Source organism: Qipengyuania sphaerica, assembly GCF_019711595.1.
Taxonomy (GTDB): Bacteria; Pseudomonadota; Alphaproteobacteria; order Sphingomonadales; family Sphingomonadaceae; genus Qipengyuania; species Qipengyuania sphaerica.
The window spans coordinates 30057-55512 of the sequence record NZ_JAIGNR010000002.1 but is presented as its reverse complement, the minus strand read 5'-3'; the positions used below and the strand labels follow the sequence as shown (position 1 = coordinate 55512).

General features: G+C 62.0%; 25 protein-coding genes and 2 tRNA genes. 12 read left to right on the top strand and 15 right to left on the bottom strand.

Going from position 1 to position 25456, the window contains the following annotated elements; all coding sequences use genetic code 11:
* Positions 1 to 26 precede the first annotated feature (26 nt).
* Entirely contained in the window at positions 27 to 1340 is a 1314-nt protein-coding gene (gene hemN, locus K3178_RS07875) for an oxygen-independent coproporphyrinogen III oxidase (RefSeq protein WP_221571202.1), read from the top strand.
* A 33-nt stretch (positions 1341 to 1373) separates the two neighbouring features.
* Here hemN and K3178_RS07870 read toward each other — a convergent pair.
* From K3178_RS07870 to K3178_RS07860, 3 genes are all read right to left on the bottom strand, one after another.
* Positions 1374 to 1450 (bottom strand) — tRNA-Pro (locus K3178_RS07870).
* Positions 1451 to 1484: 34 nt separating this feature from the next.
* Positions 1485 to 1561: transfer RNA gene (locus tag K3178_RS07865), tRNA-Ile, on the bottom strand.
* Positions 1562 to 1640: 79 nt separating this feature from the next.
* On the bottom strand, positions 1641 to 3323 hold the full coding sequence (locus K3178_RS07860; protein WP_221570872.1) for a sensor histidine kinase: 1683 nt from the start codon (positions 3321 to 3323) through the stop codon (positions 1641 to 1643).
* A 239-nt stretch (positions 3324 to 3562) separates the two neighbouring features.
* Between K3178_RS07860 and K3178_RS07855 the strand changes: the two genes are divergently transcribed.
* A complete protein-coding gene (locus K3178_RS07855) occupies positions 3563 to 4024 on the top strand; it encodes an Lrp/AsnC family transcriptional regulator (protein ID WP_221570871.1) in 462 nt (153 codons plus the stop codon).
* A 23-nt stretch (positions 4025 to 4047) separates the two neighbouring features.
* On the opposite strand, the gene K3178_RS07850 is transcribed toward K3178_RS07855, so the two are convergent.
* From K3178_RS07850 to K3178_RS07825, 6 genes are all read right to left on the bottom strand, one after another.
* Positions 4048 to 4434: a c-type cytochrome gene (locus K3178_RS07850; RefSeq protein WP_221570870.1), complete on the bottom strand. Its 387-nt coding sequence runs from the start codon at positions 4432 to 4434 to the stop codon at positions 4048 to 4050.
* 57 nt (positions 4435 to 4491) lie between these two features.
* Complete coding sequence (accC, locus tag K3178_RS07845) at positions 4492 to 5841, bottom strand: acetyl-CoA carboxylase biotin carboxylase subunit (RefSeq protein ID WP_221570869.1); 1350 nt, start codon at positions 5839 to 5841, stop codon at positions 4492 to 4494.
* Between the two features lie 9 nt (positions 5842 to 5850).
* Positions 5851 to 6309, bottom strand: coding sequence for an acetyl-CoA carboxylase biotin carboxyl carrier protein (gene accB, locus K3178_RS07840; protein ID WP_221571201.1), 459 nt, complete (start codon positions 6307 to 6309; stop codon positions 5851 to 5853).
* A 107-nt stretch (positions 6310 to 6416) separates the two neighbouring features.
* Positions 6417 to 6851, bottom strand: coding sequence for a type II 3-dehydroquinate dehydratase (locus tag K3178_RS07835; protein ID WP_221570868.1), 435 nt, complete (start codon positions 6849 to 6851; stop codon positions 6417 to 6419).
* Positions 6852 to 6902: 51 nt separating this feature from the next.
* Entirely contained in the window at positions 6903 to 7280 is a 378-nt protein-coding gene (locus tag K3178_RS07830; RefSeq protein WP_221570867.1) for a hypothetical protein, read from the bottom strand.
* 66 nt (positions 7281 to 7346) lie between these two features.
* Positions 7347 to 7760: a holin family protein gene (locus K3178_RS07825; protein WP_221570866.1), complete on the bottom strand. Its 414-nt coding sequence runs from the start codon at positions 7758 to 7760 to the stop codon at positions 7347 to 7349.
* A gap of 148 nt (positions 7761 to 7908) precedes the next feature.
* Between K3178_RS07825 and K3178_RS07820 the strand changes: the two genes are divergently transcribed.
* From K3178_RS07820 to K3178_RS14305, 5 genes are all read left to right on the top strand, one after another.
* Positions 7909 to 8403, top strand: a complete 495-nt coding sequence (locus K3178_RS07820; protein WP_221570865.1) for a hypothetical protein — start codon at positions 7909 to 7911, stop codon at positions 8401 to 8403.
* A gap of 191 nt (positions 8404 to 8594) precedes the next feature.
* Entirely contained in the window at positions 8595 to 8843 is a 249-nt protein-coding gene (locus K3178_RS07815) for a hypothetical protein (RefSeq protein WP_221570864.1), read from the top strand.
* 102 nt (positions 8844 to 8945) lie between these two features.
* Positions 8946 to 10295 (top strand): O-antigen ligase family protein, encoded by a 1350-nt coding sequence (locus K3178_RS14385; protein WP_221570863.1) that lies wholly within the window; start codon positions 8946 to 8948, stop codon positions 10293 to 10295.
* Positions 10285 to 10974, top strand: a complete 690-nt coding sequence (locus K3178_RS07805; protein ID WP_221570862.1) for a polysaccharide biosynthesis/export family protein — start codon at positions 10285 to 10287, stop codon at positions 10972 to 10974. The genes K3178_RS14385 and K3178_RS07805 overlap by 11 nt, the downstream gene beginning before the upstream one ends.
* Before the next feature lie 19 nt (positions 10975 to 10993).
* Positions 10994 to 11566: a serine O-acetyltransferase gene (locus K3178_RS14305; RefSeq protein ID WP_221570861.1), complete on the top strand. Its 573-nt coding sequence runs from the start codon at positions 10994 to 10996 to the stop codon at positions 11564 to 11566.
* Between the two features lie 6 nt (positions 11567 to 11572).
* Here K3178_RS14305 and K3178_RS07795 read toward each other — a convergent pair whose 3' ends face one another.
* On the bottom strand, positions 11573 to 12838 hold the full coding sequence (locus K3178_RS07795; protein WP_221570860.1) for a glycosyltransferase: 1266 nt from the start codon (positions 12836 to 12838) through the stop codon (positions 11573 to 11575).
* 110 nt (positions 12839 to 12948) lie between these two features.
* On the opposite strand from K3178_RS07795, the gene K3178_RS07790 reads away from it, so the two are divergent.
* The 3 genes from K3178_RS07790 (at position 12949) to K3178_RS07780 (ending at position 15858) form a co-directional block, all read left to right on the top strand.
* Positions 12949 to 14019 (top strand): glycosyltransferase family 4 protein, encoded by a 1071-nt coding sequence (locus tag K3178_RS07790; protein ID WP_221570859.1) that lies wholly within the window; start codon positions 12949 to 12951, stop codon positions 14017 to 14019.
* A 98-nt stretch (positions 14020 to 14117) separates the two neighbouring features.
* Positions 14118 to 14381, top strand: coding sequence for a spike base protein, RCAP_Rcc01079 family (locus K3178_RS07785; RefSeq protein ID WP_221570858.1), 264 nt, complete (start codon positions 14118 to 14120; stop codon positions 14379 to 14381).
* Positions 14382 to 14385: 4 nt separating this feature from the next.
* Complete coding sequence (locus K3178_RS07780; RefSeq protein ID WP_221570857.1) at positions 14386 to 15858, top strand: hypothetical protein; 1473 nt, start codon at positions 14386 to 14388, stop codon at positions 15856 to 15858.
* A 4-nt stretch (positions 15859 to 15862) separates the two neighbouring features.
* Here K3178_RS07780 and K3178_RS07775 read toward each other — a convergent pair whose 3' ends face one another.
* A complete protein-coding gene (locus tag K3178_RS07775; RefSeq protein WP_221570856.1) occupies positions 15863 to 17125 on the bottom strand; it encodes a lipopolysaccharide biosynthesis protein in 1263 nt (420 codons plus the stop codon).
* A 108-nt stretch (positions 17126 to 17233) separates the two neighbouring features.
* Here K3178_RS07775 and K3178_RS07770 point away from each other — a divergent pair, with 108 nt between their 5' ends.
* Positions 17234 to 18154 carry a sulfotransferase gene (locus tag K3178_RS07770; protein ID WP_221570855.1) on the top strand — a complete coding sequence of 307 codons (921 nt, stop codon included), beginning with the start codon at positions 17234 to 17236 and terminating at the stop codon, positions 18152 to 18154.
* Here the strand turns inward: K3178_RS07770 and K3178_RS07765 are convergent, their stop codons facing one another.
* From K3178_RS07765 to K3178_RS07750, 4 genes are read right to left on the bottom strand one after another with little or no spacing between them, the layout of a single operon-like run.
* Entirely contained in the window at positions 18155 to 19453 is a 1299-nt protein-coding gene (locus K3178_RS07765) for a hypothetical protein (RefSeq protein WP_221570854.1), read from the bottom strand.
* The gene (locus K3178_RS07760) at positions 19450 to 20241 is read right to left on the bottom strand and encodes an alpha/beta hydrolase (RefSeq protein ID WP_221570853.1); all 792 of its coding nucleotides are present in this window, start codon (positions 20239 to 20241) and stop codon (positions 19450 to 19452) included. Before K3178_RS07760 ends, K3178_RS07765 begins: the two co-directional genes overlap by 4 nt.
* Positions 20238 to 21386: a hypothetical protein gene (locus tag K3178_RS07755; protein ID WP_221570852.1), complete on the bottom strand. Its 1149-nt coding sequence runs from the start codon at positions 21384 to 21386 to the stop codon at positions 20238 to 20240. Before K3178_RS07755 ends, K3178_RS07760 begins: the two co-directional genes overlap by 4 nt.
* A gap of 3 nt (positions 21387 to 21389) precedes the next feature.
* Positions 21390 to 23546, bottom strand: coding sequence for a GumC family protein (locus K3178_RS07750; protein ID WP_221570851.1), 2157 nt, complete (start codon positions 23544 to 23546; stop codon positions 21390 to 21392).
* Positions 23547 to 24051: 505 nt separating this feature from the next.
* Between K3178_RS07750 and K3178_RS07745 the strand changes: the two genes are divergently transcribed.
* Entirely contained in the window at positions 24052 to 25443 is a 1392-nt protein-coding gene (locus K3178_RS07745) for an exopolysaccharide biosynthesis polyprenyl glycosylphosphotransferase (RefSeq protein ID WP_221570850.1), read from the top strand.
* The last annotated feature ends 13 nt before the right edge of the window (positions 25444 to 25456 follow it).

Here is a 25456-nt window from a genome sequence, read left to right as displayed (position 1 = left end):
CGCCATGTCCGGCCCATCAGTCGGGCATGTGGACCTATTACCCCGACCTGCTCGCCAAGCCCGTGCCCCGCTACACGAGCTATCCCACCGCTGCGGAATTCGGCGATCTGGATACCGACCATTACCGGCAGGCACTGCGCCACGCCGAAGGCGACGTGTCGCTCTACATCCACATCCCGTTCTGCGAGAAAATCTGCTTCTATTGCGGGTGCAACACAGCTGCGGCTGGGCGGCGCCAGCGGCTGGAATCCTACCTGGCCGCACTCCACCGCGAAATCGTCCATGTGGCATCGCTGCTCCCGCAATCTGCTCGCGTCAGGCGGATCGCCTTCGGGGGCGGAAGCCCCAACGCCATCAACCCGGACGATTTCCAGCGGTTGGTCGATGCACTGTTCTTCAACTTCGCTGCGCCCGATCCGGCTATCTCGATCGAGCTCGACCCGCGCACGATGACGCGGGAATGGGCGGCGGTGATCGAACGCGTCGGCATCCAGCGCGCCAGTCTTGGCGTGCAGACATTCGCCCCGCATTGCCAGGAAGCCATCGGGCGCGTCCAATCGGAGGATTGCATCGTGCAAACGGTCGACTGGCTGCGCGAGGCAGGCGTTGCCTCGCTCAATTTCGATCTCATGTACGGCCTGCCCGGCCAGTCGATGCACGATCTCGAAGACAGCCTCCAGCGCACCCGCGTGCTTGGCGCCGACCGCGTGGCGCTGTTCGGCTATGCGCATGTCCCGCATATCGTGCCGCGGCAGAAGGTTATCGACGATAGCAACCTTCCCGACCAGCGAGAGCGTTTCGCCATGGCCGAGATGGGATATTCCTATTTCGCCACCCACGGCTATGCGCCGATCGGCTTCGACCATTTCGCAAGGCCAGGCGGTGATCCGCTGGCGCGGGCTGCTTTCGAGGGGAAACTCCGCCGGAATTTCCAGGGCTTTACCGATGATCCGAGCGATGTCCTGATCGGCCTCGGCGCCTCCGCAATCAGCAGCTTCCCGCACCTTCTGTCCCAGAACGAGAAGAACAGCGGCCGTTACCGGATGATCGCCTCGCAGGACCACTTGGCCGCCAATCGCGGAATCAGGCGCACGGCCGACGACCGCTATCGCGCAGCGGTCATCGAGCAGCTGCTATGCCAGGGCCGAGCTCAACTCGGAGCTTGCCTGATGAGAGAGGGGAGGGAGGCTCTCCAGCCGTTCCTCGACCGCGGTCTCGCGTCGATCGACCGGCAGTGGCTCGACATCCTGCCCGAAGGCTTGCCCTATGCGCGGACCATTGCGGCAATTTTCGACGGCTACCGTTCGCCGAGCAGTCGCAAGTTCAGTTCTGCTGTCTGACCCGGGATGTTAGCCCGTGCAGGGTTCGACGTGTGGTCGGGGAGACAGGATTCGAACCTGCGACCCCTTGTACCCAAAACAAGTGCGCTACCAGGCTGCGCCACTCCCCGACACGTACGTCGAACTTCTTTGCCGGACGGCGGTTGGTAGGCCCGGCAGGACTCGAACCCGCGACCTAGCCGTTATGAGCGGCCAGCTCTAACCAACTGAGCTACGGGCCCCCGCCAACCGTCCGAGAAGGCGAAATCGCCGCCTAGCGCCGCGCTCCTCCAAGGGCAAGCGGCGATGCGCGAGTTGTGCCTATCCGGTTGCATTTTCGGGGCTGGGCACGGTGCCGGCAGCGGCAAGCAGCGGCAGCGAGAGCACCAGCCGATCGCCGTCGCGCGCCAGGTCGCCGCCGGCCGCGCGCGCTTCTGCACGCGCCAGCCTGAGCGAGAACCCGGCGCCGAAGATGCCGGCACTGAGCGCGCCGGTGCTGGGTCGGGTCTCGACCGAGAATATGTCTTCCGCGCCGCGTAGCGTTGCCGGCAGCTTGACTGCGAATTCGATCTGCTCGCTCTCGGTATCTAGACGGATGCCGATCGCCTCGCCCGCGCCGGTGGCTCCCGCCAAGGTGGCAAGCAGGCGCCACGCGAGCATTTCGGCTTCCGACCGGTCTATCGCGATCGGCGCGCGTGCATCGCCGAGGTCCGCATCGAAGCGCGCCACGCGCGGGCTGAGCACGGTCTGAAGCTGCTGGACCTGCCGGCGGACGATGGCGGCAAAATCGGCCTCGCCCGGCTCGAGGTCGAGGGCACCAGCCTCCAGCTTCGCCAGCCGATCGAGTTCATCGAACCCGGCGAGGATATGCGCCGAATCGCCCGCGATGGTGGCGGCGATGGCGCGGTACTCGTGCGGGACGGGCCCGATCATCTGCTGCTGGATGATCTCGGCATAGCCCTGCATGGCGTTCACCGGCGTGCGCAGTTCGTGGAGCAATTGCCGCAGGCGATCGGCATGGGCGGCCTTGCGGTCGACGACCTCGGTCACTGCGCGGCGGAAGCGGCCGGCATAGCCGAAAAAGCGCCCTTCGCGGGTGAAGCGCGGGGTGGCGTCGATAACCCATTCGCCCTCGATCCGCGTTGCCCCGCGCAAGGTGACTTTGGACCCGTGCAGCGGCTGGCGGCGCGCAAGCGCCTGCTTCACAGCATCCGAACCGAGCGTCTTGAGATCGGTGCCCACCACCATCGGGGCGATGTGTTTGTCGGCCCAGTCGATCCGGCCGTCGAAATCCGCGCCGAAAAGAAAATGGCCTGGCTGACCGGGTTCGGCCATGTCGTCACCCATCGGCAGGCGGGGAGCTTCGGCATTGCCGTCGGCATCCTTCTCTGCAGCGTGGGCCTTGCGGAACCCTTCGATCCGCTCGACCAGCGTGCGGACATCCTCCTTGGCGGGGGCAGGGCGGTGGGTGGGCTCGTCTGCGTCAGGCCCGGGCGACGGCGTAGGCGCTGGTTCTTCCGTTTCGGGCAACGCGTCCAGCTCGTCCATCAGGTCGAGGATTTCGGGTTCGGGCAGGGCGCGATCGGATACGCCCAGTCGGTCGAGCACTTCCACGGCCTCATGCGGCAAGTCCTTGCGGTGGCGCAGGAAACCACGCGCGCGGATCGGCAGTTTCGGGATGAGTTCGGCCCACTCGGGTCCGCGCAATTGCGCACGGTAGAGCGCTGCTGCAGCCACATGAGGATGCGCTTCGCCAAACCATTTCACCAGTTCCGGGTTGCGGAAGCGCCAGCCGTGCTCGCCGACGATGGATGCGCGGGTCTTGGGCGGGATCATTTCGCCCAGCGCGATCAGCCGGAGGTAGGCCGCCGCCTTCAGCGCCGGGTCACCCGCCTGCGGCCGCTCGCCAAGCAGGTCGATGAGCTGGCGGAACTGCGTCTTCGCCGCACGCTCGCCGGTGGCGCGAATGCGCAACACAGTGGCAAGGCGGTCGTCGAAATGCATCAATTCTCCGGCGGAAATTACAATGGTCGAGCGTCCGCCATGGCAGAATCGCCCTCAAACTGGGACAACAGATACGGTTACCCGGCCGTTAACCAGTGGGCTCCTCAGGAGCGTTGCAAAGCGGGACAATTGCTGGCAAAGATAATAATGTTATCCAACACTGCGTTTTCGCCTTTTCATCATTTCATAATAGCGAAGCGCTACAAGGGGCTTCTGGCTCGAACAGGGAAGAATTTGTCATGGCCAATCTCGACGATATCGATCGTCGGCTGCTGTCCGAACTACAGGACGAAGGCCGGATTACCAATGTCGAACTGGCTCACCGCGTCGGCCTGACCGCACCGCCATGCCTTCGCCGCGTGCGCGCGCTGGAGGAAGACGGCGTGATCCGCGGCTATCATGCCGAACTCGATCCTTCCAAGCTGGGCTTCTCGATCACGGTATTCGCCATGGTCAGCCTGAAGAGCCAGGCCGAAGACGCGCTGCGCGAATTCGAGACCGCGATGAAGGACCTGCCCGAAGTGCGCGAGGTCCACATGCTCAATGGCGAGATCGATTTCATCATCAAGATCGTCGCGCGCGACTTGCAGGCGTTCCAGGAATTCCTGACCAGCAAGCTGACGCCCGCACCCAATGTGGCGAGCGTGAAGACATCGCTGACGATCCGCACCAGCAAGAACGAGCCGGGCGTACCGTTATAGGTCCGATCGGCTAAGAGCCCGGGTCAGGCTCCGGCATCGGGTTTCTGGCTGCGCAGGGTCATCACATAAGCGACCAGATCGTCGATATGCTCGTCCGGGACGGCGAAATACATCGCGTCCGGAAAATCGTGCTCGTCCTTCAGCCATTCGCTCAAACCGGCCCGGTCGATGCCCGGCGTATTGGCGATCGCCATGAAAGTCGGCGCGTCGGGATTGGCAGACACCTGGCCCTGCTCGACACCGTGGCAAGTCGAGCACCGATTGCGCGCGAATTTCAGTCCCCGCCATTCGGGCGAAGTGCGCGCGAACGGCGTGCTCTCGGACGAGTGCGGACCGAGCGGCTTCTCCGGCACCATCTGGCAGCCGGCCAGCCCAAAGACGGCAAGCAAGGGCAAGATCGGATATTTCACCCGCTCACCCTACCGCTCATCGCGCAGGAAATCCAATCGAGAGCATTCAGCCGGGCCCTAGCCCTCGCGCTCCTTCAGCCACTCTTCCAGCCACTTGATCGAATAATCGCCGCTCTTGATGTCGTCCTGCTCAAGCAACGCCTGGTGCAGCGGGACCGAGGTCTTCACGCCCTCGATCACCATCTCTTCCAGCGCGCGCTTCAAGCGCATCATGCAGCCTTCGCGGTTGCGGCCGTAGACGATCAGCTTGGCGATCATGCTGTCGTAATAGGGCGGGATCGAATAGCCGGCGTAGAGCCCGCTATCGACGCGCACATGCATGCCGCCCGCCGGGTGGTAATGCGTGACCTTGCCGGGGCTGGGAGCGAAGGTGAAAGGGTCTTCCGCATTGATACGGCACTCGATCGCATGGCCCTTGAACTCGAGATCCTCCTGCGTGACGGACAGCGGCTTGCCGTCGGCGATGCGGATCTGTTCGCGCACCAGGTCGACGCCGGTTATCGCCTCGGTGACCGGGTGTTCGACCTGCAGGCGAGTATTCATTTCGATGAAATAGAACTCGCCGTTTTCCCACAGGAACTCGATCGTACCCGCGCCGCGATAGCCCATGTCGCGCATTGCCTGCGCGCAGATTTCACCCATGCGCATGCGGTCTTCCTCGCCCAGCACGGGGGAGGGGGCTTCCTCAAGCACCTTCTGGTGGCGGCGCTGGAGCGAGCAGTCGCGTTCGCCCAGGTGGATGGCATTGCCATTGCCGTCGCCGAAAACCTGGAATTCGATGTGGCGCGGATCGCCGAGATACTTCTCGATATAGACGGTGGCGTCGCCGAAAGCGGCCTTCGCCTCGCTGCCCGCCTGCTTCATCAGCGTTTCAAGCTGGTCTTCGCTTTCGCAGACCTTCATGCCGCGGCCGCCGCCGCCCGAAGCGGCCTTGATGATCACGGGATAGCCGATTTCGGCTGCGATCTTGCTGGCTTCCTCGACAGTCTCGACCGCGCCGTCCGAACCGGGGACGAGCGGCAGGCCGAGCGCACCGGCCGTCTTCTTCGCTTCGACCTTGTCGCCCATGGTGCGGATGTGCTCGGGCTTGGGGCCGATCCAGGCGATGTCGTGTGCTTCGACGATCTCAGCGAACTTGGCGTTCTCCGAAAGGAAGCCATAGCCCGGATGGATCGCATCGGCATGGCTGACTTCGGCTGCCGAGATGATGTTGGCGATATTGAGATAGCTGTCCGCAGCTGCCGGCGGGCCGATGCACACGGCATGGTCGGCAAGGCGGACGTGCATGGCATCGGCGTCGGCGGTGGAGTGCACCGCGACCGTCTCGATACCCATCTCGTGCGCGGCGCGGTGGATGCGCAGCGCGATTTCGCCGCGATTGGCGATGAGGATGCGTGAAATCGGCATGGCTGACCCTTAGCCGAGGACGACGAGCGGCTGGTCGAATTCGACCGGCTGGGCGTTCTCGACGAGGATCGATTTGACCGTGCCCGCCTTGTCCGCGGTGATCGGGTTCATCACCTTCATCGCTTCGACGATGAGGAGGGTCTGGCCTTCCTTCACGCTGTCGCCGACCTTCACGAAGTCCGCTGCACCCGGTTCGGGGGCGAGGTAAACGGTGCCGACCATGGGCGATTTGATCGCGCCGGCAGTGTCGGTTGCGGCAGGCGCGTTGTCGGTTGCCGGTGCTGCGGCAGGAGCGGGCGCGGCAGGCGCGGGGGCTGCCATCGGGACAGGCGCTGCTGCGGCCATTGCCACGCCGCCGCCGCGCGATACGCGGATCTTGCGTTCGCCGTCTTCGACTTCGATTTCGGTGAGCCCGGTGTCGCCAAGCATCTCGGCGAGTTCGCGCACGAGAGCGGTGTCGACATTCATGCCGGATTTTCCGGCAGTTTTACGATCGGCCATGAATGGTCCCTTGTCAGTTATCGGCAGCGCCTATGCTACCGCTGGCGCGCCAAGACAAGGGGCGCGGGCGAATTCTAGAACGCGGCGGCCTTGTCCAACGCTACGGCATAGCTGCGCGGACCGAGGCCCTGCACGCAGTCCGCGGCCGCCATGCCGACATAGGAGATGTGGCGGAAATCCTCGCGGGTGGTGGGGTCCGACAGGTGAACTTCGATCACCGGAACATCGATCGCCTTGATCGCGTCGAGCAGCGCGATCGAGGTGTGGGTATAGGCCGCAGCATTGAGCAGCACCGCCCTGGCCTTCTGCCGGTTCGCCTCGTGCAGCCAGTCGACCAGCTGGCCTTCGTGATTGGTCTGGTGGAAACTGATTTCCAGTCCCAGCGGCCCTGCCTGATCGTGCAGCATGGCCTCGATATCGGCCAGAGTTTCGGTGCCATAAATCTCCGGCTCGCGCGCACCGAGCAGGTTGAGGTTGGGGCCGTTCAGGACAAAGACGGTGTTGGTCATCGGCCGACCCTTAGGCGAGGCAGGACAAGAGGCAAAGCCCTGCGCGGCCAGCTAGAAATAGTCTGTGAGTGACTTGAGCGACAGGGCCAGCCCTGCGGGGATGGCGAAAATCGCATAGGAAAGGGCGAAGCGCGCGCGGGCTTTCCGCTGCTCGCCGCCTTCGAGCATCCCCCAGGCCGAGTAGGCCGCGAACAGCGCGATCATGGCAAACATGCCGACGATGAAGACGGCGAGGATCATCGGCCACATTTCGGGCCATGTCGAAACATCGATCACGCCGTCCCGGTCGAGGAGCATGATCGGCGCGATGAACAATATCGCGCCGATGATCGCGACGAACGCGCCGAGAAGCACGCCCAGTTCGCTTGCGCAAACCAGCATGAAAAGTGTCAGCAGGACGATTAGCGTCCAGAATAGTCCGCGTGACATTCCCGGCCCTCCATATGTACCAGCGGGTAACGGACAATCCTCAATTTCCGATGAAGCCTCGCGGGCTTAGCTCTCAATGCCTTTTATCTTACCCCACTGCCGGGCTGCGGTGTAGCCGAGGTAGCCGGTCCCGAAGAGCGCATACAGTTCGTCGGGCAAGCCGCGCAGGTAGGATGTGATGCCCCTGCCGATACCTTCCGCCGCCGACGGAGCGAAGGCTGCGAGGATGCCCATCGGCAAGGCAAACAGGATCATCGCATACATCACATAAAGGAAGCTGGGCCGGGCCCGGCTTGTCCAGGGATCTCGCGAGTTGGCCTCGGCAACGATGGCAGACAGGCGCACCTCTATCTGCCGCAGCTCATGCGTGCCTTGGAGCGCCAGCAGTTCCAGCTTGGCTTTCGCGCGGGCTTCCTTGTCGGGGATGATCTTGTCGATGATCGAGGCGATGGGGCCGATGAGGGACTCGATAAGTGCCATTTGCAATCTCCTTCTCGCTGACGAATGAACCAAATCGGTTCGTGTAGGAAAGGAGATTCGCCTCGTTTGCGCCTGTGCGGATTCCCGGTGCTAAGGGAAAATTCACACTTTGCAGCCAATAAGCGCATAGGTAAAAGGCCAAGTAACCGTGAAGAAGCGCAGGATTCTCCCGATTATGCTGCTTGCCGCGACGGGCTCGCTCGCCGCGAATGGCAGCGTTGCGCTTGCCACCGGGGCCGAAACCGCGATCATCATGTCCAGTGCCGAGGGCGCGCTCCTGCCGCCGGATCGGTGGAACTGTGATCTCTACGTCTCCGAATACGACAAGTTCATCGCAGACGGTAACAAGCCCGAGCTCTGGCGCTTCTTCGGCAAGCGCTACCGCGTCGACACTTCGGGCGACGACTACGACTGGTCCATGTGGCTCGCCTGGCGCGAGAACCAGAATTGCGGCGGCCTCAGTCCGGTGAAGCAAGCCGGACAGGGTGCGCAATCGGGTACTGGTGGCAGCGGTGGCAGCGGCGGCGGTTTCGGCGGCATGACGGCAGTGGGCATCGTTGGCGGCCTCCTCGCGACGGGAGCCGTTGCCGCGGGCGGCGGGGGCGGGGGCGATAGCGAACCCAAGGCCAAGAGCCCCGGCTGACCCGGTTGGTTAGTAGGGGTGGGAGGTGCACTTTGTCCCCCCGTGGGGACGCCTGATCGGCCATGTTGCGGTGCAAAAAAGCAACACGCACTGAATAGGTTGTCAGAGGCATTTAGTCGCGTTGACAGTTCCGTAAGCGAAACCTACGAAAACGCTCAAATCAAATTGATTCTAAATACAGGGTAGCACTCATGAAAAAGATTTCGGCCGCAGTTGCGGCAGGCCTGTTGTTCTCGTCGTTCGGCGTTTCCGCGGCTCAGGCGGAGACCGTGCGCGCATCGCAGGCGATTCCGTCTGCTCCGGTTAAGGTCGCCCGCGCGACCGCTCCTGCAAAGGAGAAATCGGAAATCGTGGGTTCGGCGCTCTTCCTCCTCGTCGCCGCTGTTGCTGCGACTGTGGTTGTTGTCGCTGCGACTACGGGCGGTGACAGCAACGGCTGATCCCGCTGGGTCGAGTCCGGCCCGGCCATGATGCATGGTCGGGCATAGCTTGAAGATGTAAAAGCGCCCGTCATCGGGCGCTTTTTTTCGAGATATCGCAAAGTGATCAAATCCCGCGACAATTGGCGCAGCGCCGTCACAAGCGACCGCGCGTTTCTCGCGCTGGCAGTCGTCGTGCTGTGCGGGTTCCTGTTTGGCGCTGGCGGCACACCGTCGCCCCTGGGCGAGACACTGGCTATCGCAGCAGCTGTGGTATCGCTCGCCTATGTGGCGGCCCTCGCAACGCCTCGTACAGGTAGCCGGAAGGCATGGCTTTTCGCCATCGCGCTTCCTGCGCTCGCACTGCTGCAATTGGTCCCCTTGCCAGCGGAAACGTGGTCCGCAATGCCGCTCCGCTCGGTCAACCACCAGGCACTGGAGGCAGTGTCTGGTGAGGGAAGCTGGTTTTCATATTCGCTCGATCCGCTGGCGACCTGGTGGAGCTTCCTGTCCTTCATACCCTTCGTCGCGGCAGTAACGCTCGCGGGATCAATTTCCGGGACAAGCCGGGTGCACCTTTTGCTGGCGATTTGCCTGCTCGGACTTGCCAGCTCGATCCTGGCGGGCCTGCAACTCGTTCTTGGCGATGCGTTCTTTATCCATCCCCGCAGCATCGACGCAGGGGAGAGCGGCTTCTTCGCAAACCAGAATACGCAGGCGACCTTCCTCGCCTGCGCAATTTATGCTGCTGCAGCCTACCTTGCCGAACAGGAGAGACCTCGCGGCTCTGAAAAGGCTTTTGTCATCGGCTCTGTCCTGTTGATGGCTACGGCCATATTCCTGAGCGGTTCGCGGATGGGTCTCCTGCTTCTCGTGCTCTCCAGTATTGGTGGTGCGCTCCTGGTCATGGCGCGCGGCACATCTCGCAAGACAGGCAAGATCCGTCTTGCAGTGCCGGCTGTCCTGGCGGTCGGCGGATTGGGCGCAGTGGCATACGCCGCACGGATACCGGCGCTGGTCGATGTCCTTTCGCGTTTCTCGCAATCGGCTGGCGGCAGGACCTCGCAAATCTGGCCCGACGCTGTCTGGCTGGCTGGTCAGGCCTGGCCGTTCGGCACGGGACTGGGGACCTTCCCCCATGTATTCGGGCTGGCCGAACGCCTGGCAGTGGTCGACACGACCTATGCCAACCGCGCGCATAACGACTGGCTCGAATTCGTCATCGAAGCCGGTTTACCCGGCCTCGTCGTGCTTCTTGGAATGGGAGCGATCCTGTTCGTTTCCATGGTGCGCAAATGGCGGGGCATGTGGGATCCTGCCGATAGCTGGGCGGCTTTCGCTCTTTTTGTTATTGGCCTGCATTCGCTGGTCGATTATCCGCTCAGGGCGATCGCGATGTCTATCGTTGCTGGAATTGCAGCAGGCCTGCTGCTGGCGAACAAATCCGATAAGGTTGCATCAGATGAAATTTAGGTACCTGATCCTGTCGCTCTTCGCAGTGCTCGTAGCCGCTTGCGCGACCGCGCCGTCTCCGGACGTTGCGCGCGACGGTGATGCTTACTCCACTCTCGAAGGGACCGCCCCGGAAGAGGGTGCCTTTTACCGGATTGGCCCGTTCGACCGGTTGACGATTTCGGTCTTCAATGAACCCTCGCTTTCGTTTTCGGACATCCCTGTCGATGCGCGGGGGCAGTTCGAATATCCGCTGATCGGGACGGTCGAGGCGCAGGGCAAGACGCCAGCCGAGCTGACCGCCGAACTCAAGCAGCGCCTCGATGCGGATTATTACAACGATGTGCGGGTCACCGTTTTCGTCAATGCATCGGCGAGCCAGTATGTCACCGTCGAAGGCAGCGTGACCGAACCGGGACGCTACGAGCTGCCCAACGGGCGCGCCAGCCTGCTCGAGGTAATTGCGCTGGCCAAGAGCCCGACACGCACCGCCGCGCTCGACGAAATCATGGTCTTCCGCGAAGTTGACGGGACTCGCTACGGTGCTCTGTTCAATCTGAGTGACATCCGCAAAGGCAGCGCCGAAAACCCGGACATCATCAGCGGGGATGTGGTCGTCGTGGGCTACTCGGGCCTCAAGGGTGCGTTCCGCGACTTCCTGCAGGCCGCACCGTTGTTCAACGTTTTCAGGCCGTTCTGAGCCGCTGGCAGGGCTGATCATGGCAAGGTTTGATGAAGACCGGCCGGTTTCGGTCCCGGCAAAGGATCGGAGCAAGTTCGCTCAGGACCTTGCGGCGATTGCGCGCAGAACGGGCCAGGAAGCAACGCTTGGATACGTGCTGCGATACCTATTGTTCGCGCCCTCGTTTCACTACGTGGCCGGGCGGCGGCTCCAGGAGGCGGTAGCCGGAATACCTCTCGTCGGCGGGGTGCTGCGCCGTATCCTGTGGTTCCTGCACGCCATGTGCTTTTCCAGCGATATCTCGCCGACAGCCGAACTGGGGCCGGGTATCTACCTGCCGCATCCGTTCGGCATCGTGATCGGTGACGGCGCCGTGATCGGGCGCAACGTCTCGATCTACCAGAACGTCACCATCGGTCAGCGCAACGATACCAACCCGGCGATGGGCCGGGTGGAAGACGGCGCCTACATCGGCGCAGGCGCCGTGATCCTCGGCGGGGTCACCGTGGGCGCGAATGCCATCGTCGGTGCCAATGCGGTGGTTTTGAACGACGTTCCGCCCGGTGCCACGGTCGTCGGCAATCCGGCGCGGATCGTCAGCCAGTCCTGACCGGTATCAGCGCGGAAAGACCCTGTCCTGCGCGCCCAGTTTCGTAGCGGGTCGGTCCGGATCGATAGTCAGGGCGAGTACCTCCTCGATCTTTTCCGACAGGGCCTGCGGACTTTGCAGTGAGGCACGCTCGCGCGCGGTCTTGGCCAAATGTTCCAACAATCCGGCGTCCGAAAGCACATTCTCGAAGGCGCCCTTCCATGCAGCTACGTCGCCGGGCGCGACGAGCAGGCCGTCCTGCCTGTCATCGACCATTTCGGGCAGGCCCCCGATCCGGCTCGCCATGACCGGCAGCCCCGACTGCTGGGCGTGCTGGATGACACCGGGAAAGTTTTCCTGCCATGTCGAGGGCACCAACAACACGTCAGCCCAGCCCATGGCCTCGCCCACTTCCTCCATCGAAACGAAGCCATCGAAGCTGACCCAGTCCAGGCTATCGTAACGCTGCTTCAACTCGGCTTCGTCGGGGCCCGTCCCCAGCAAGCGGAGCTTGAAACGATGCGCCGTCGCCAGCGGGAGCAGAGCTTCGATGGCAATGTCCACGCCCTTCGAGGAATGCAGCCTCCCGACGAACAGTAGATTGGTCGTGCCCTCGCTCCGTGCGCCGGGCGCATGCACCGGATAGGAATTCGGGTTGCCGATGGCGAAGGCCGGTCTTTCGGCGACCTCGGGGACGAATTGCGCGACCGTCTCGAGATTGGCGCGGGAGGGTGAAATGAAGCTGAGGCGCTTCGTCCGGTTCCACGCTTTCGTCTTGACCTTGGAGGAGAAACGACAAGCGGTGCACTGTCCCTCGCACAGCTTGCCATCGCGGAAACGCGACATGTTGATGCAGGCAAGTCCCTGGTCGTGGAGCGTATAGACTACCGGCAATCCGGCCTTTGCGTAGGCTTTCACGCTGTTGTGCCCCAGGCCCTGGATGGCATGGATGTTGACGAGGTCCGGTTTGAAATCGGCAATAACCCGATTTGCAAGCGCAGGATTGAAGGGCGCGAAGTGATCGGCGAGGTGATATCGCGCCTTGTCGAGCGGAGACACATCAGACCGGTCGAACAGCGTATAGGGCCGCGGCATCATGACCCGGTAGACCTTCATTCCGTCCTCATTGACCTCGCCCCAGACCTCGTCATTCTTCGACGGGGAGGTGGTCAGGATCGCGATCTCGTAGCCCTCTTGCTGCAAGCGCAGGCAAAAAGTGCGGGCACTCTGTTCCGCCCCTCCGATAACAAAGGGCTCGTAGGCACTGGAGACGACGAGTAGGCGCGTTTTCACGGGATTTTTCCGGTTTCGGGAATAGGAATTTTCGGGCGGCTTTAACGCTTTTATCGCCCGAATGAACAGCTAAAAGGCGCAACTTCCCGTTAACTCGATAAAGCAACAAGATGTCGCGAATAATCCTCAACGCCCGTTTCACAAATCAAGCGCTTACCGGCGTACAGAGGGTCTGCTACGAACTCGGCGGACGGCTGATGAAGTTGCGCGGGAATGTCGAAGCAATGGCACCAGCCGCACCGCTGCCCGATTACGACATACCGATCACGGTTAAGCCACTCTCGACCAAGGCGCCGGGCCATTTGTGGGAGCAGACGATCCTCAGAAAGGCTGCCGGGCAAGCCGATCTTTTGGTCAATCTCAACAATACCGGACCACTGGGCCTGCGCCGGCAGATCGTGATGATCCACGATGTGAATTACCTGCTCGGACCCGATGGCTATTCATGGGCTTTTCGCAGCGGCTATCGCGTGGCGCAGTCGATCCTGACCAAGACCGCAACGATCTGTACCGTATCGCACTGGTCGGCAGATGAGATTGCCAAGGCATTTTCGATAGACTCTGCCGATATCGAGGTCATCCATAATGCGGCGGATCACTTGTTGGACATAGCGTCCGACCAAGGTGCGGTCGCGCGCTTCGGATTGTCGGAGCGGCCCTATGCCCTGTGTGTCGGCAGCGCGAACCCGAACAAGAACTTCTCGGCGGTCGTCGAAGCTTACGCTGGGATCGAAAACCCGGATTTCGACCTTGCGATAGTTGGCGGATCGGCTTCCGGAGTGTTCCGGAGCGAAGCAACGGCGGCTGAAATCCCGGGGGTTCGTCGGCTTGGCAGGGTGAGCGACGAGGAATTGCGCGCGCTGATGGAAAATGCCGCAGTTTTCGTGATGCCGTCCTTTCTCGAAGGCTTCGGCCTCCCGCCGCTCGAAGCGATGGCGCTCGGGACGCCTGTCGTCACGTCCAGCGCTTCGGCCCTGCCCGAAGTGTGCGGCGATGCGGCGCTCTACTTCGATCCCCTGCAGCCCGGCGAAATCGCCAAGGCCATGTGCAAGGTGATCGAGGACCGGGCCTTGGCCGATCAACTCACGGCGCTCGGCCTCGACCGGGCCCGTCAGTTCAGTTGGGAAGCAAGCGCCCGAAAGCTTTCTGCGCTGGTCGATCGAACGCTTGGCATGGCCTGACCGCATCAGAGCGCAGCCCCAATCCGAAATTGGGGGGTTTCCTACAGTTGGCCACCGTGCCTAATCAGCGTGCTCCGTGAATTCCCAAGGAGCACAGCATGGATCGTTTTGCCGATTACCGAGACAGCGCCGATCAACCCTCGCGCGCACCTTTTGCCATCATACCCCACGACACGACGCCCCCCCCATCGGTACCCAAGGGCATCTATGTGGGAAGTGGCGGAGATATCACCTTGCGCGGGATCGATGCGGCCGAGGACGTGACGTACCGCAACCTGCCCGATGCCAGCTACATTGCGGTGCGGGCCAGTTTCGTCCGCGCGAGCGGCACGACCGCCAGCGATCTCGTCGGGGAGGGCTAAACACATGCGGACCAGCGGAAGCATCGGGAGCCTGAGCCCGAAAGCCCTCGGCGAATATGGCGTACCGCTCGCCGGATATGCATTGCCCACTGCCATGCCTGCCGAATTCGCGGCGGCATGGAGCGTAGGCGAATACGTGCCAGAGGCGCGTGTCACTTATCCCGCGCGCGGCCTTCCCGTGGCCAGCCTCGACAAATCGCCCGCCGAGATTTTCGACCTGTTCTCCACGGCGCGCTCTGCGCCCGCGAATACCTATTATGTCTCTCCGACAGGCAGCGACGGTGCGGGCAACGGCACGCAGGGCAATCCGTGGCGCTCGATGTTCAAGGCGGTGATCGCTGCCAATGCCAGCGGGCAACCCGCGAAGGTTTTCGTGGCAGCGGGCGATTACGGCATCTTCTACAATCAGGCTGCCCAAGCCAATTACCCGACCGTGGACATGGCCTTCATCGCCACGGGCGGGCGCGTGGTGACGGGAACATGGGCCGACTTCGCCGCGCCCACGCTCGATGCGACCTATACCAACACCTACAGCTTCGCTTACGCAAACTGCACGCGCGTGATCGACCTTGCCAATGTGGACCGCGATGGCTTCCATCCCGACCTCAAGCATGTCGATAGCCCTGCTATCTGCAACAGGATGCCCGGGAGCTGGCATCAGGACGGGGCGAATATCTGGATCAACCGTGCGGACGGTGCGGCGGTAACGGCGCAGAATACGCGCGTGCTGCGCTCGGGCGTTGCCTCGTGGCAGGTCAAGAACCCCGTGAGCATCTATCTCGGCGGGCAAGACCCCACCTGCGGCTTCGACAATCAGGGCGCGTTCTCGACGGGCGGCGGGCTACATTACCAGCCCACCACTCTGCCCGCTTCGCGCAAGGCAGTCGTCGTGGAGAATTGCACCTTCCGCTATGGCGGCGGAGTGCTGGCTCCGCTTCACACGGGCAACGGCATATCGGTGCATGACCTGCACGGCCTCGCGCTGTTCTCCAATTGCGACAGCAGCAACAACACCGCCGATGGCTTCAACTGCAATCAGGCCTCGGTTGCCAATGCCAAGGGCCACATGATTACGGTCAACTGCCGCTCGGTGAAGCTGGGCCTTTCGACCGGACAGACTACGGTTGCGCAAAGCGCCAATGCCTACACGCTGCATTCCGATGTGCTGGGGATCGACCTTGCGGGCGATTACGAGCGCGGCGCGGGCGGCACGGTGCGCAATATCCACAGCAGCCTCATGTGGGCGGCAGGAAGCCGCTTCGGGCATGACAATGGCGACCGGATGAACGGCGGCGCGGTCAAGCCTACGGCGGTGATGATAAACGACACCGCACAGGCATGGCTCGACCGCTGCGAAATCGACGCGGGGCCGGGAGTGCTGGGCTTCTACACCGACGCGGGCTCGGCGATCCGCACGCGCGGCATGGGGCCGAACCGCGTCAACGATGTGGCGAACGGCACGGTGGAGGCGTGGTAGCCGATTAGCGGGGCGGGGGTGCCGCCCGGTCCTGGCGTCCTTCGGCAGAAACTGCCAGAGCGCGCAGGACCAGAAACAGGAGCGACACCCCCGCCATCGCGATCATGGCCCCGGTAAGTCCGCCCGCCATGGCTCCAGCCCAGCAAGCGGCAAGGGTCGCCACAGCATAACCGATATTGAGCGCCGCGAAGCTTGCCACCCTGCCTGCGCTGTTGAGCGCCATGGAGAACATGTCCGCCACCAGGCGCAGTATCGTGCCGATGAAGATGATACCTGCAAGCGCCGGTGCCCATGGGAAGTCGAGTTGCGGCAGGAAAACGTGGCCGAACCAGATCCCGAAGAATGCCGCAACCGACAGCGCGATTGCAGAACCCGCGACCGGAAAGGCCAGGCCGGTTACCTTGTTGCGCCACTGGTCGAGGTCCTCGCGATGCATGCGGACAAGGCGCGGGAGCGAAGGAGTGAGCACGCTTGTTTGTACGAGCGTCTGCACCGCGTTGGCGAAAGTCCAGAAAAACACATAGAGGCCAAGCGCGGCTTCGGAGACCAGGGCGGCAAGGATGAACCGGTCGCCGAAGGTGATGGCGACGAGCGCAAGGTCCGAAGGCCAGATCGCCATTGATTGGGGGAGCGCCTTGCGCGTCCAATCCTTGCTGACGATGGTCTCGGCGCGAGCGAACAGTCCCCTGCGGGAAAACCAGTAGAGGACGGCCGCCAGGTTGACGATCGATCCGGCCGCCCAGCCTGCCATCACCACTTCGAGGACCCGGTATGCGGGATCCAGCAATCCCATCGCCACCGCCAGGGGCACCCAAAGCGCGCTGCGCAGGGCGACCGAGAGATTGGCTGCGAAATTGGCATTGAGGGCGGTCAGCGCAAGATAGAGGTCCATCCCCAGCGCCTCTCCCCAGGCCACGATCAGCGCGAGGACGAACAGCGCGCCGATGTCGTTGCCGAGGGCCAGCCACACGGGCACAGCGACGAGCGTCCCGATCGAGAGCATGACCACGCGGGCAAGCAACCGGTGCCGCAGCACGCCCATGCTGTCGGCCATGTCGTCGGAGACCATGTCGCGCACGAGCTTGAAGTTGAGGCCAAGCCCCAGCAGCGAGGGTGTAACCATCACCGCTCCCACGATGAGGCCGAAGAGGCCCAGTTCTACCAGGCCGATACTGCTCGTAATGTAGATCGTCAGCGCAAAGCGCAGGGCAAGCGTCCCTATGCGCAGAGCAAAGATCGCCATTGGTGAGTTGATGGCCTTGCTCATCGGGTAGGTTGCTCGGTCACGGGATACTGTTAAATCGGGCTCGAATCGGAAAGCTTTCGATTCCATGCCGGATAGGCGTTTTTCGAACAGCCCCAACCCCGAAATTTTATGGCCGCACAATCCAACTATACGCCCGATTTCTTTATCATCGGTTTCCCGAAATGCGGCACCACCAGTCTTGCCGATGCCTTGGACCTGGTGGATGGCATTTGTTTGGCAAAGCTGAAGGAGCCCCATTACTTCGTTCCAGAAGTGGACTGGATTCCGCGGGTGGACAGCGAAGACGCCTATCGCCGTTTATTCGCCCACGCCGGGGCGGGAGACCTGACCTTCGAAGCTTCGACTTGGTATGGCTATTCGCCCTCCGCCATCTCGACGATCCTCGAGCGGCGATCCGATGCGCGCTTCATCATTTGCGTGCGCCATCCCACTGGCCTGATGCGGTCCCTTTTCGTCAATAACTTGCGCGACGGATACGAAACGCATTCCACCGCAGAGGAGGCATGGCTGGGTCAGGACGACCAGAACGCTGGTCGCCTGTCGCCGCACCCGCTATTGGTGAATTATCGCGATCGAACTGCCGTCGGGTCGCATCTTGCCGCCATCGACGCGGTCGTCCCGCCGGGCCAGTTGCTGATAGTTTCTCAGGAGGCCATGGCCTCCGACCCTGCTGGTGAGCTTGCCCGCATCGCCCAATTTCTCGACCACCCGCCGATCGCACAGGCTACGCTTGAACGGAAGAACGAGGCGCGAACCTATCGTTCGGCCACGATGCGCAAGCTGGACAAGTGGCAAAACCATTCGCGCTTGGGGAGGGCACTGTTACCCATGGCCCGTGCATTGCTTCCGCGCGAGGCGATTAAAAGGGCGCTTTTTTCGACGCCTGAGAAACCGGCGGACGATGAGGCCGGAAGGCTAAAGCAGCTATTGTCGGGCCATTCACGAGAGCAATTGCAAGTTGTGGAACAGGTTGCCCGGCGACGCGAAATGTATGGAGTGTCGGAATTGGCGCTCCGACTGTCCAAGTAGTTACGCTGCGGTGAGTACCGGAGTTGCGTTGCGAGCGCTGCTTTCCACCCGGACCAAATGCATCGCGCTCATGGCGTAACCGCCGCAGAAAAGGATGAAACTCGGAGCTATCATTTCAAGAGCGAACCCGGCCAGATTGAACGCAAAAAGGATCATCAACTTGGTCCGGTCGCTCTCGAACACTGCGGAGAACAAGGCCAGGAGCGCGAGTACGACCCCGCCCAGCCCGAACATGAGGTAGCTCAATAACCACCAGTGATCGACCTCTGCGATGAAAAAGCCCCAACGTGTACTATCCATTGGGTAAGCCATGCAGCCAAGGCCGCATCCGAAAATGAGCGCCGTCGGCGATTTCTCGTACAAGAATTTCAGCGGATTGACCCATGATTCGTCGATCCGGGTATCAAAGCTGCGCAGCGACTCAGAAACGCTTGCCAAATCAAGCGGGCCCAATAGCGAATAAAAGATAATGGGAAGAACTACTACGCCGAAAGACATGCACGCCAAGACCCGGTGAGCTTTCCTCGTCCGCAAGTTCTGCGACACATACGATTGGAGGAAGACCCAAAAACCTGCCGCGACCACGACTATCAGGGCCGTACGGCTGGTGGTAATGACAATCGAATAAGTGATCAACGACCACAGAGCCAGACTGACTATCGGCCTGAACTGCCGGTGTATTAAAATATACGAAAACGCGAGGATCATCCCCGTCGCGGTCGAATCTCCAGCAAAACCGCCAACCCGCGTTGTGCCGTTGATCCACCATTCCTTATAGGCGGTTTTCTCCTGACCGAACTGCACGATCTGAAAGCCTTCCCAGGGGAAGTAGAAATAGGGATCAATAATTACGCCGACGGAGAGGATAACGCAAAAGATCGCGACGGTTTTGCTGAGCCAGGCGATGCTGGAGATGGACTGTCCTGCAAGTGCCCATCCGGCCACCAACGGCAGGATCATTTTGATGGCCATCAAGATCCACACAAAGGAATTATCTACGGTGAGCCAGGCTATTGGAATAGAACACACCAAAAGAAGTAATGAGAATATCGCGACTGGCGATCTCCCGCGCCATCCAAACTCTGCAATAAAATAGGTTGCGGCAATTAGCACAACGAGATCGGGCAGGAACCACAGAGGGCTCAGGCCAACGCTATCCAACGACCATCGCCAAACGGCGCTTAGCCCGTCGCGCAGCAGCAAAAGGCAAGCTGCGGAAATACCTGCCCAATAGCCGAGCTTGGCTAGGCTAAGGCGGCGAGTTGGAGCAGTATCAAGAAGGGCTGCGTGAGAACTCATTGTTCCGTTTCGCCTGCAGTCTCAAGGCGAGCCGCCAGATCGCGGAGATAACTCGCCGAAGCCCGGGAGAGTTTTTCGTCGAACCGGTGGGTATCGAGATCGAAGGAGCGTGCGTTCAATCCTCTCGATCGGGCAAATTGAGGGATAATGTCGCTGCTTCCGACGAAGTCGCTCGTTATGTAGTAAATTGCCCCATCCGGGTAGTCGGCGTAATTTTCCGGCTTGCACCTATCATTCGATTGGAACCGGTAACGCGGTATTCGGCTCACGTAAAAAGAAGGGATGAGCGCGACGAATCCGTCGATGAAATCCAACTCCGCTGCCGCCAGAAGAGAATGCAGCCCCCCGTAGCTGACGCCTGCCGCGAAAGTCAGATTTGCGGGCGATTTCGCGTCGAGTTTGGCTTGGGTTTGGTTCATCCAGTTCCGGAAGGCATCGCAATACCGGGCGCCGTCATCGGTGAAATAACTCGAATCGTCGACAACAAGCCGTACGTATACGCGCTGCATGTCGATTTCGTCTAAGGGCTCGAGTCCGGCTTCGCTCCATTGGTCTTCGTCGGTCATCATCCCGTGAAACAGGTAGATGCGGTTCGGTCCGGTTCCTTCGACCCGTGCGACGGTAAATTGCGGCTCGGAGACATCACGAGACAAATAAGCGTAGGACGTGCTCACTAAATTGATGAGACCCACCCTTACCCTGTTACTCGCGATCGTCAGCGAGGCAGAAAAGGCGACGAAGCACAACACGGCCAGAATCAGCTTATGTCGCCGCGCCCACTCCATCATCCCGCCCTCCCGAGCACCACGTCCTCGAGCCTGCGTTCGCCGCTCTTGCCGGACATTGACATGACGCGCAGGGCGGCAGCGCAGGGGGTCATGACCTCGACCGATCGCGCGAACTGGCCCTCGATTTCCAGCACCGGCCCCTGCCGCATGGAAGCGGGCGAGGCGGGGCACTGGAGGGTCAGGGTGATGGCCGGTTCACCCCGAGCGCGCTCGGCGGTGCGCCATGCCAGGGCATAGGCGCCCGGCTCGATCATCAGGTGCTGGATCGCGACCGTATCGGCTGCGCTCGCGCGCCCGTCGATCATCAGCGCTTCGCCCTCGGTGCCGATCTTCAGCGGGCTGCCCGGAATACGGCGCCATTCGAAGGGTCCCCTTGTGCGCAGCTCTGCATCGGCGAGGCCGGCGAACCCGCCTTGCCACAGGCCTGTCGAGGCCCTTTCGCCGGGGCCCAGCAAGGCCGTCCAGGCGCTCGACGCAGCGGCGGGGTCGCGCTCGAACAGGCGCTGGGCAAAGCGGCGGGCACCGAGCTGATCGGGCCGGTATCCCTTTTCCCGCGCGGCATCAATGAGGGCAAGGCGGTCCTGCAGGGGCCCGGCATCGAGCGTGGCAGCACCGCCAAGCGCCGCCGTGGCCCACGGTTCGTTCCGTGCCATCGCGCCCGCCAGCGCCTCGCGCGAAGGCGCATCCGCTGCGACCAGAGCCAGTGCCGCGCGGGTCACATCGCCATCGGGATCACTGCGAAGCAAAGCCTCGATGCGCTGTGCGGCGATGGCGTATTCTTTCCCGCGAATTGCCTGCTCGACCGCGAGCCCCTGCGCGCGCGTGTCGCGCCACCCGGCCGCAAGCGCGGCGGCCAGAGCCTGCGATGCCGCATCCTCCTCCCCATCGTAAGCGAGCGACAAGGCAAGAAGCGAGAGGTGTCCCTGCCGAAGCGGGGCATAGCGCACCAGTTGCCGGGCCTGTTCGGAAGCTGGTTGGCTATCCTCGAGCTGCGCGGCGAGCACGCGTGCGCGGTAGCTCTGCGAAAACGGACCCATTCCGGGCATCGGGGCACCGGCCCGGTCCAGTCCTGTAACAAGGACCAGAACCGTAAGCAGAGCCGCCACGGCCCAGATGCCGACAGACTTTGGATAGGGTCGTGTCACGGCTCAGGCTTCGTATTCGTAGTACGCGTATCCGCCGTAGGAGTAGCCATCATTGGCAAATCTGGACTTCGACAGATCGTAGCGGGAGAAGACGACACCAAGGATGTCGGCACCGCCCGCGCGCAGCCGCTCGATCGCACCACGCAGGCGGCCGCGGGTCGCTCCCTGCGCATCGGCGAGCATCATTGTCTTCGCCTGGGGAAGCGCGGACAGGATGACGGCGTCTGCCAGGCCAAGAACCGGAGGCGCGTCCAGGATTACGATGTCGAACCGCGCCTCAAGGTCATCAAGCAGTGCAGCGAACCTATCCGAGGCCAGCAGGTCGCCCGGATTGGTGGCGATGCTGCCGGCCGGAAGCACGCTGACCTGATGCCCGGTGCCCGACTTGAGCGCTTCATCGAGTGTCGCCTCGCCGGTCAGCAGTTCGACCATGCCGCGGCCATTTTCGACACCCGCTTTCTTGTGCACCGTCGGACGACGCAGGTCGCAGTCGACGAGGACGACCGACTTGCCAAGGTCGCCGATCGCGCAGGCTATGCCGTAGGCGGTCAACGACTTGCCCTCTTCCTTCTGGGAGGAGGTGACCAGCAGCTTGCCCGGCAAGCCTCCGGCATCGGCAAACTGGAGCGCGGTGCGGATCGAGTAGAATGCCTCGGAAAGCGGCGACTTGGGATCCTGCATTGCTTCTTCGGGCGTCGCGCCATCCTTGGGGACAGGCGTGATGCCGAGCAACTTCACCCCGAGGCGATCCTGCAGTTCGCCAGGCGAACGGATGCGGTCGTCGATCTGTTCGCGGAAGAAGATATAGGCCGCGGCCAGGCCCATCCCGCCCAGAAGCGCGAGGGCGAGATTGAGAAGAAGGCGCGGCGATGAAGGCTTCACCGGCGGTTCGGCCACGTCGATCTGCTGGACGTTGTTGGCGGTGATATTGGCCTCGGCGCTCATTTCGCGGAAGCGCTGGAGCAGCCCGTCGTAAAGCTGGCGGCTGGTTTCGACCTCGCGCAGCAGCGTATTGAGCTGAACCGAATCGTCGCGCTCGCGCTGGTTTTCCCGCACGAGGCCCGACACGCGGCGGATCAGCTCGTTCTCGCGGTTCTGCGCGGTCAGGAAATTGTCGCGGATGGATTCCCGCACACCCGAGGTCAGGCGCTCGATCTGGCGGTCGTATTCGGAAAGCTCCTGCCGGATCGGCACGACGGTCGGGTGGTTGGCCTGCTTGGTTGCCAGTTCCTGTTCAAGCTTGGCGGCAAGTTTCGCGCGTTCACCGTAAAGACTTTGCAGGGCCTGGTTGCCGGCGACTTCCGGGATTGCCAGGGCCGGGGCATCGCGCACCTGTTCCCACCGGCTTTGCGCTGCGATCCGCGCGTTGCGGGCATTGGTCAGCGCTTCGTTATAACGCCCAAGGTCGACAGCGGTCAGCGTGCTTTCGGATCCGTCCGCGCTTCCGCTGGGCAGGCGGACAACGCCGGAATTGCGCGCATAGTCGTTCGCGGCCCGTTCGGCACGCTGCAGCCGCTGGCGCGCCTCCTCGAGTTGCTCGGAAAGGAAGTCGCGGGCGTAGACCGATTTATCGAGGCGGCGTTCGATGTTGTAGCGCAGGAAATTGGTGATGAAGTTGTTCACGAATCGCGCCGAGAATTCCGGATCGGGGCTGGTGAAACCGATCGTGACAACGCGCGAATCATTGGCCAACGAGACCTGCAGATTGTCGTGGATCAGCTTGACGATAGCCTCGTTGCGCGCCTGCTCGTAATTGGCGAGTTCCGGATTGGGAGCGCTTGCGCGCATGAGCTCGAAGAAGGCATCCCCCTCGAACAGATCCAGTTCGCGACCGACGCGTTCGGCCATCTGGCGGCTTCTGAGGACATCGACCGTCGTCTTGAGGAAACGCTCGGATTCCTGGAAATTCGCGGCCGGCGCCTGTTCCTGCGAATCGAGGATGCGCTGCTCTTCCTGGTCGACCTGGATCGTGCCGAAAGCGGTATAGCGCGGCGTCATCAGGAATGTCGCCACCAGTCCGAGAAGCACAGCCCCGAACACGCTGGCGATAATCGCGCGGTGATACCGCCAGGCGATACCGAATAGCTGGCGCAAATCGAGTACGGGACGCGCATCGAGCGCGTCGCGCGGCGTCTCCCCGCCCATACTGACGGTGTTCACGTGTCTAACAGTTTCATGCATTCCGACGGGCCAACCCAACCAAGTCTCTATCGCTTGTTTAGCCCTGTCCAAACACCAGCCAGGCTCCCGATCCGGATCCGATTGGCTCGGTAGTCGTGAGGCGGCTCTGCGCAGATTCGCAGAGCAAACCAGCGGAGTGCTCTTCAGCGCGGAATACTTGATATTTGGGCGAGGCCGGCGCCGGTTAAACGATACGGCTTGTTAAAACAAGATGTCTGTTAGACAGTCCGGATACCTATTCGTGTTGCTGCCAAGTCACATGCGGGCAGCAGCAAACAATTGCTATCATTTGTTTATACCAATTTGGTTCGGCTCCGTTACACGGGCCGTGCAATCGATGAGGATAACCTCACGATGCGTTCGGGGGAATGCACGCAATCCGAAGATCCCGGCCGCCAGTGGCGGCTCGATGCGTATGCGCGTCGGGGGGACGGTTGCGGGTAGGCCTCAGGGTTCGAATTCAAATATTTAATACGGTCGCAAAATGAATTTCCAGTCATCGCTCGCGGGCTTTCAAACCGCACAGCTGGCCTTTGGTCACGGCATGTCACGAACCGAGCGCGCCGGTCAGCGCCTGGTGCTGCTTGTCTCGCTGCCATTGCTCATGATGTGGGGAGCGCTCGTTGCACTGTGGGTGAACGGGTTGGATCTCAATCACCCGACCTCCTACCTCGCGGGGCTGTCCGCATGCACTCTCCCGGTTCTGGCCTACGCTACGAATTATGCGGGGCGACAGAGTCTCGTCAGGTACGGACTGAGCGCAGTTGAAACCTTGCATTTGTACTTTGTCGTGGGAGCGACACTGTTGCTGGTAATGTTCCTGCTCCAGTCGGGAATTACCGTCTCGCGCCTGTCGTTCGTCTATATGATGGCGATATCGGCCTGCCTGACGATCGGCTTCCGTTGGGCGCTGGTGGCGAGGAACCGGCGCCGCTACGGCACCGAATTCGAGCAAACGCTGGTGATCGAGGATTCCGCTTTTCTCGACGATGGAGTCTACGCGGGCGGACAGAGCCTACGGCTGTGCGGATTCGACGTGCACTCGGCGCGGTCCAATCCCGCCACGCTTGATGAGCTCGGTCGGATGCTGCGACCCGTCGATAGGGTGGTGGTGAGCTGCGAAACGGACAAGCGCTACGACTGGGCGCAATTGCTGACCGCATACGACGTCAGGGTGGATATCATCGACAGGCAGGCAACCGAATTGCGTGTGCTGGGCGCCGGGCAGTTCGGAAATTGGCGCACGCTTAAGATTGCCGGTTATTCGATGCGTCCGCGCGATGAGTTGCTGAAGCGCGTATTTGACATCGTGGTTTCGGCCCTCGCGCTCGTTGCGCTCGCTCCTGTTTTTCTTGTCACACTCGCAGCAATCGCGATTGAGGACGGTCGCCCGTTCTTCTTCAGGCAACAAAGGGTGGGACGGGACAATTGCCTGTTCCCCATGTACAAATTCCGCTCGATGTCAGCGGCAAAGTGCGATGCCGATGCGAGCCAGCTGACCCAGCGTAACGATGCTCGCGTTACCGGAGTGGGCCGCATCATTCGCGCCACTTCGATCGACGAACTGCCGCAGATCCTCAACGTATTCCTAGGACAGATGAGCATCGTCGGTCCGCGCCCCCATGCGGTCATGGCCCGGGCTGGCGAAAAGCTCTATTGGGAAGTCGACGATCGCTACTGGCATCGCCACCGCCTCAAGCCGGGGATGACCGGACTAGCGCAGGTGAGGGGGCATCGCGGAAATACCGAGGAGGAGGGCCACCTCAGGGACAGGCTCAATGCCGACCTCGAGTATATCGAAGGCTGGTCGATCTGGCGCGACGTGCGGATCGTTCTCGCCACGGTGAAGGTTCTCGTGCATTCGCGCGCCTTCTGAGCCGCTTGAAATC

Coding starts and splice junctions, on each gene's coding strand:
- K3178_RS07825 (WP_221570866.1), bottom strand. CDS start 7,760: ATGGCACTTATCGAGTCCCTCATCGGCCCCATCGCCTCGATCATCGAC.
- K3178_RS07780 (WP_221570857.1), top strand. CDS start 14,386: ATGCGGACCAGCGGAAGCATCGGGAGCCTGAGCCCGAAAGCCCTCGGC.
- K3178_RS07815 (WP_221570864.1), top strand. CDS start 8,595: ATGAAAAAGATTTCGGCCGCAGTTGCGGCAGGCCTGTTGTTCTCGTCG.
- K3178_RS07830 (WP_221570867.1), bottom strand. CDS start 7,280: ATGTCACGCGGACTATTCTGGACGCTAATCGTCCTGCTGACACTTTTC.
- K3178_RS07835 (WP_221570868.1), bottom strand. CDS start 6,851: ATGACCAACACCGTCTTTGTCCTGAACGGCCCCAACCTCAACCTGCTC.
- K3178_RS14305 (WP_221570861.1), top strand. CDS start 10,994: ATGGCAAGGTTTGATGAAGACCGGCCGGTTTCGGTCCCGGCAAAGGAT.
- accC (WP_221570869.1), bottom strand. CDS start 5,841: ATGCCGATTTCACGCATCCTCATCGCCAATCGCGGCGAAATCGCGCTG.
- K3178_RS07765 (WP_221570854.1), bottom strand. CDS start 19,453: ATGAGTTCTCACGCAGCCCTTCTTGATACTGCTCCAACTCGCCGCCTT.
- K3178_RS07785 (WP_221570858.1), top strand. CDS start 14,118: ATGGATCGTTTTGCCGATTACCGAGACAGCGCCGATCAACCCTCGCGC.
- K3178_RS07805 (WP_221570862.1), top strand. CDS start 10,285: ATGAAATTTAGGTACCTGATCCTGTCGCTCTTCGCAGTGCTCGTAGCC.
- accB (WP_221571201.1), bottom strand. CDS start 6,309: ATGAATGTCGACACCGCTCTCGTGCGCGAACTCGCCGAGATGCTTGGC.
- K3178_RS07745 (WP_221570850.1), top strand. CDS start 24,052: ATGAATTTCCAGTCATCGCTCGCGGGCTTTCAAACCGCACAGCTGGCC.
- K3178_RS07790 (WP_221570859.1), top strand. CDS start 12,949: ATGTCGCGAATAATCCTCAACGCCCGTTTCACAAATCAAGCGCTTACC.
- K3178_RS07860 (WP_221570872.1), bottom strand. CDS start 3,323: ATGCATTTCGACGACCGCCTTGCCACTGTGTTGCGCATTCGCGCCACC.
- hemN (WP_221571202.1), top strand. CDS start 27: ATGTGGACCTATTACCCCGACCTGCTCGCCAAGCCCGTGCCCCGCTAC.
- K3178_RS07855 (WP_221570871.1), top strand. CDS start 3,563: ATGGCCAATCTCGACGATATCGATCGTCGGCTGCTGTCCGAACTACAG.
- K3178_RS07770 (WP_221570855.1), top strand. CDS start 17,234: ATGGCCGCACAATCCAACTATACGCCCGATTTCTTTATCATCGGTTTC.
- K3178_RS07760 (WP_221570853.1), bottom strand. CDS start 20,241: ATGATGGAGTGGGCGCGGCGACATAAGCTGATTCTGGCCGTGTTGTGC.
- K3178_RS07775 (WP_221570856.1), bottom strand. CDS start 17,125: ATGAGCAAGGCCATCAACTCACCAATGGCGATCTTTGCTCTGCGCATA.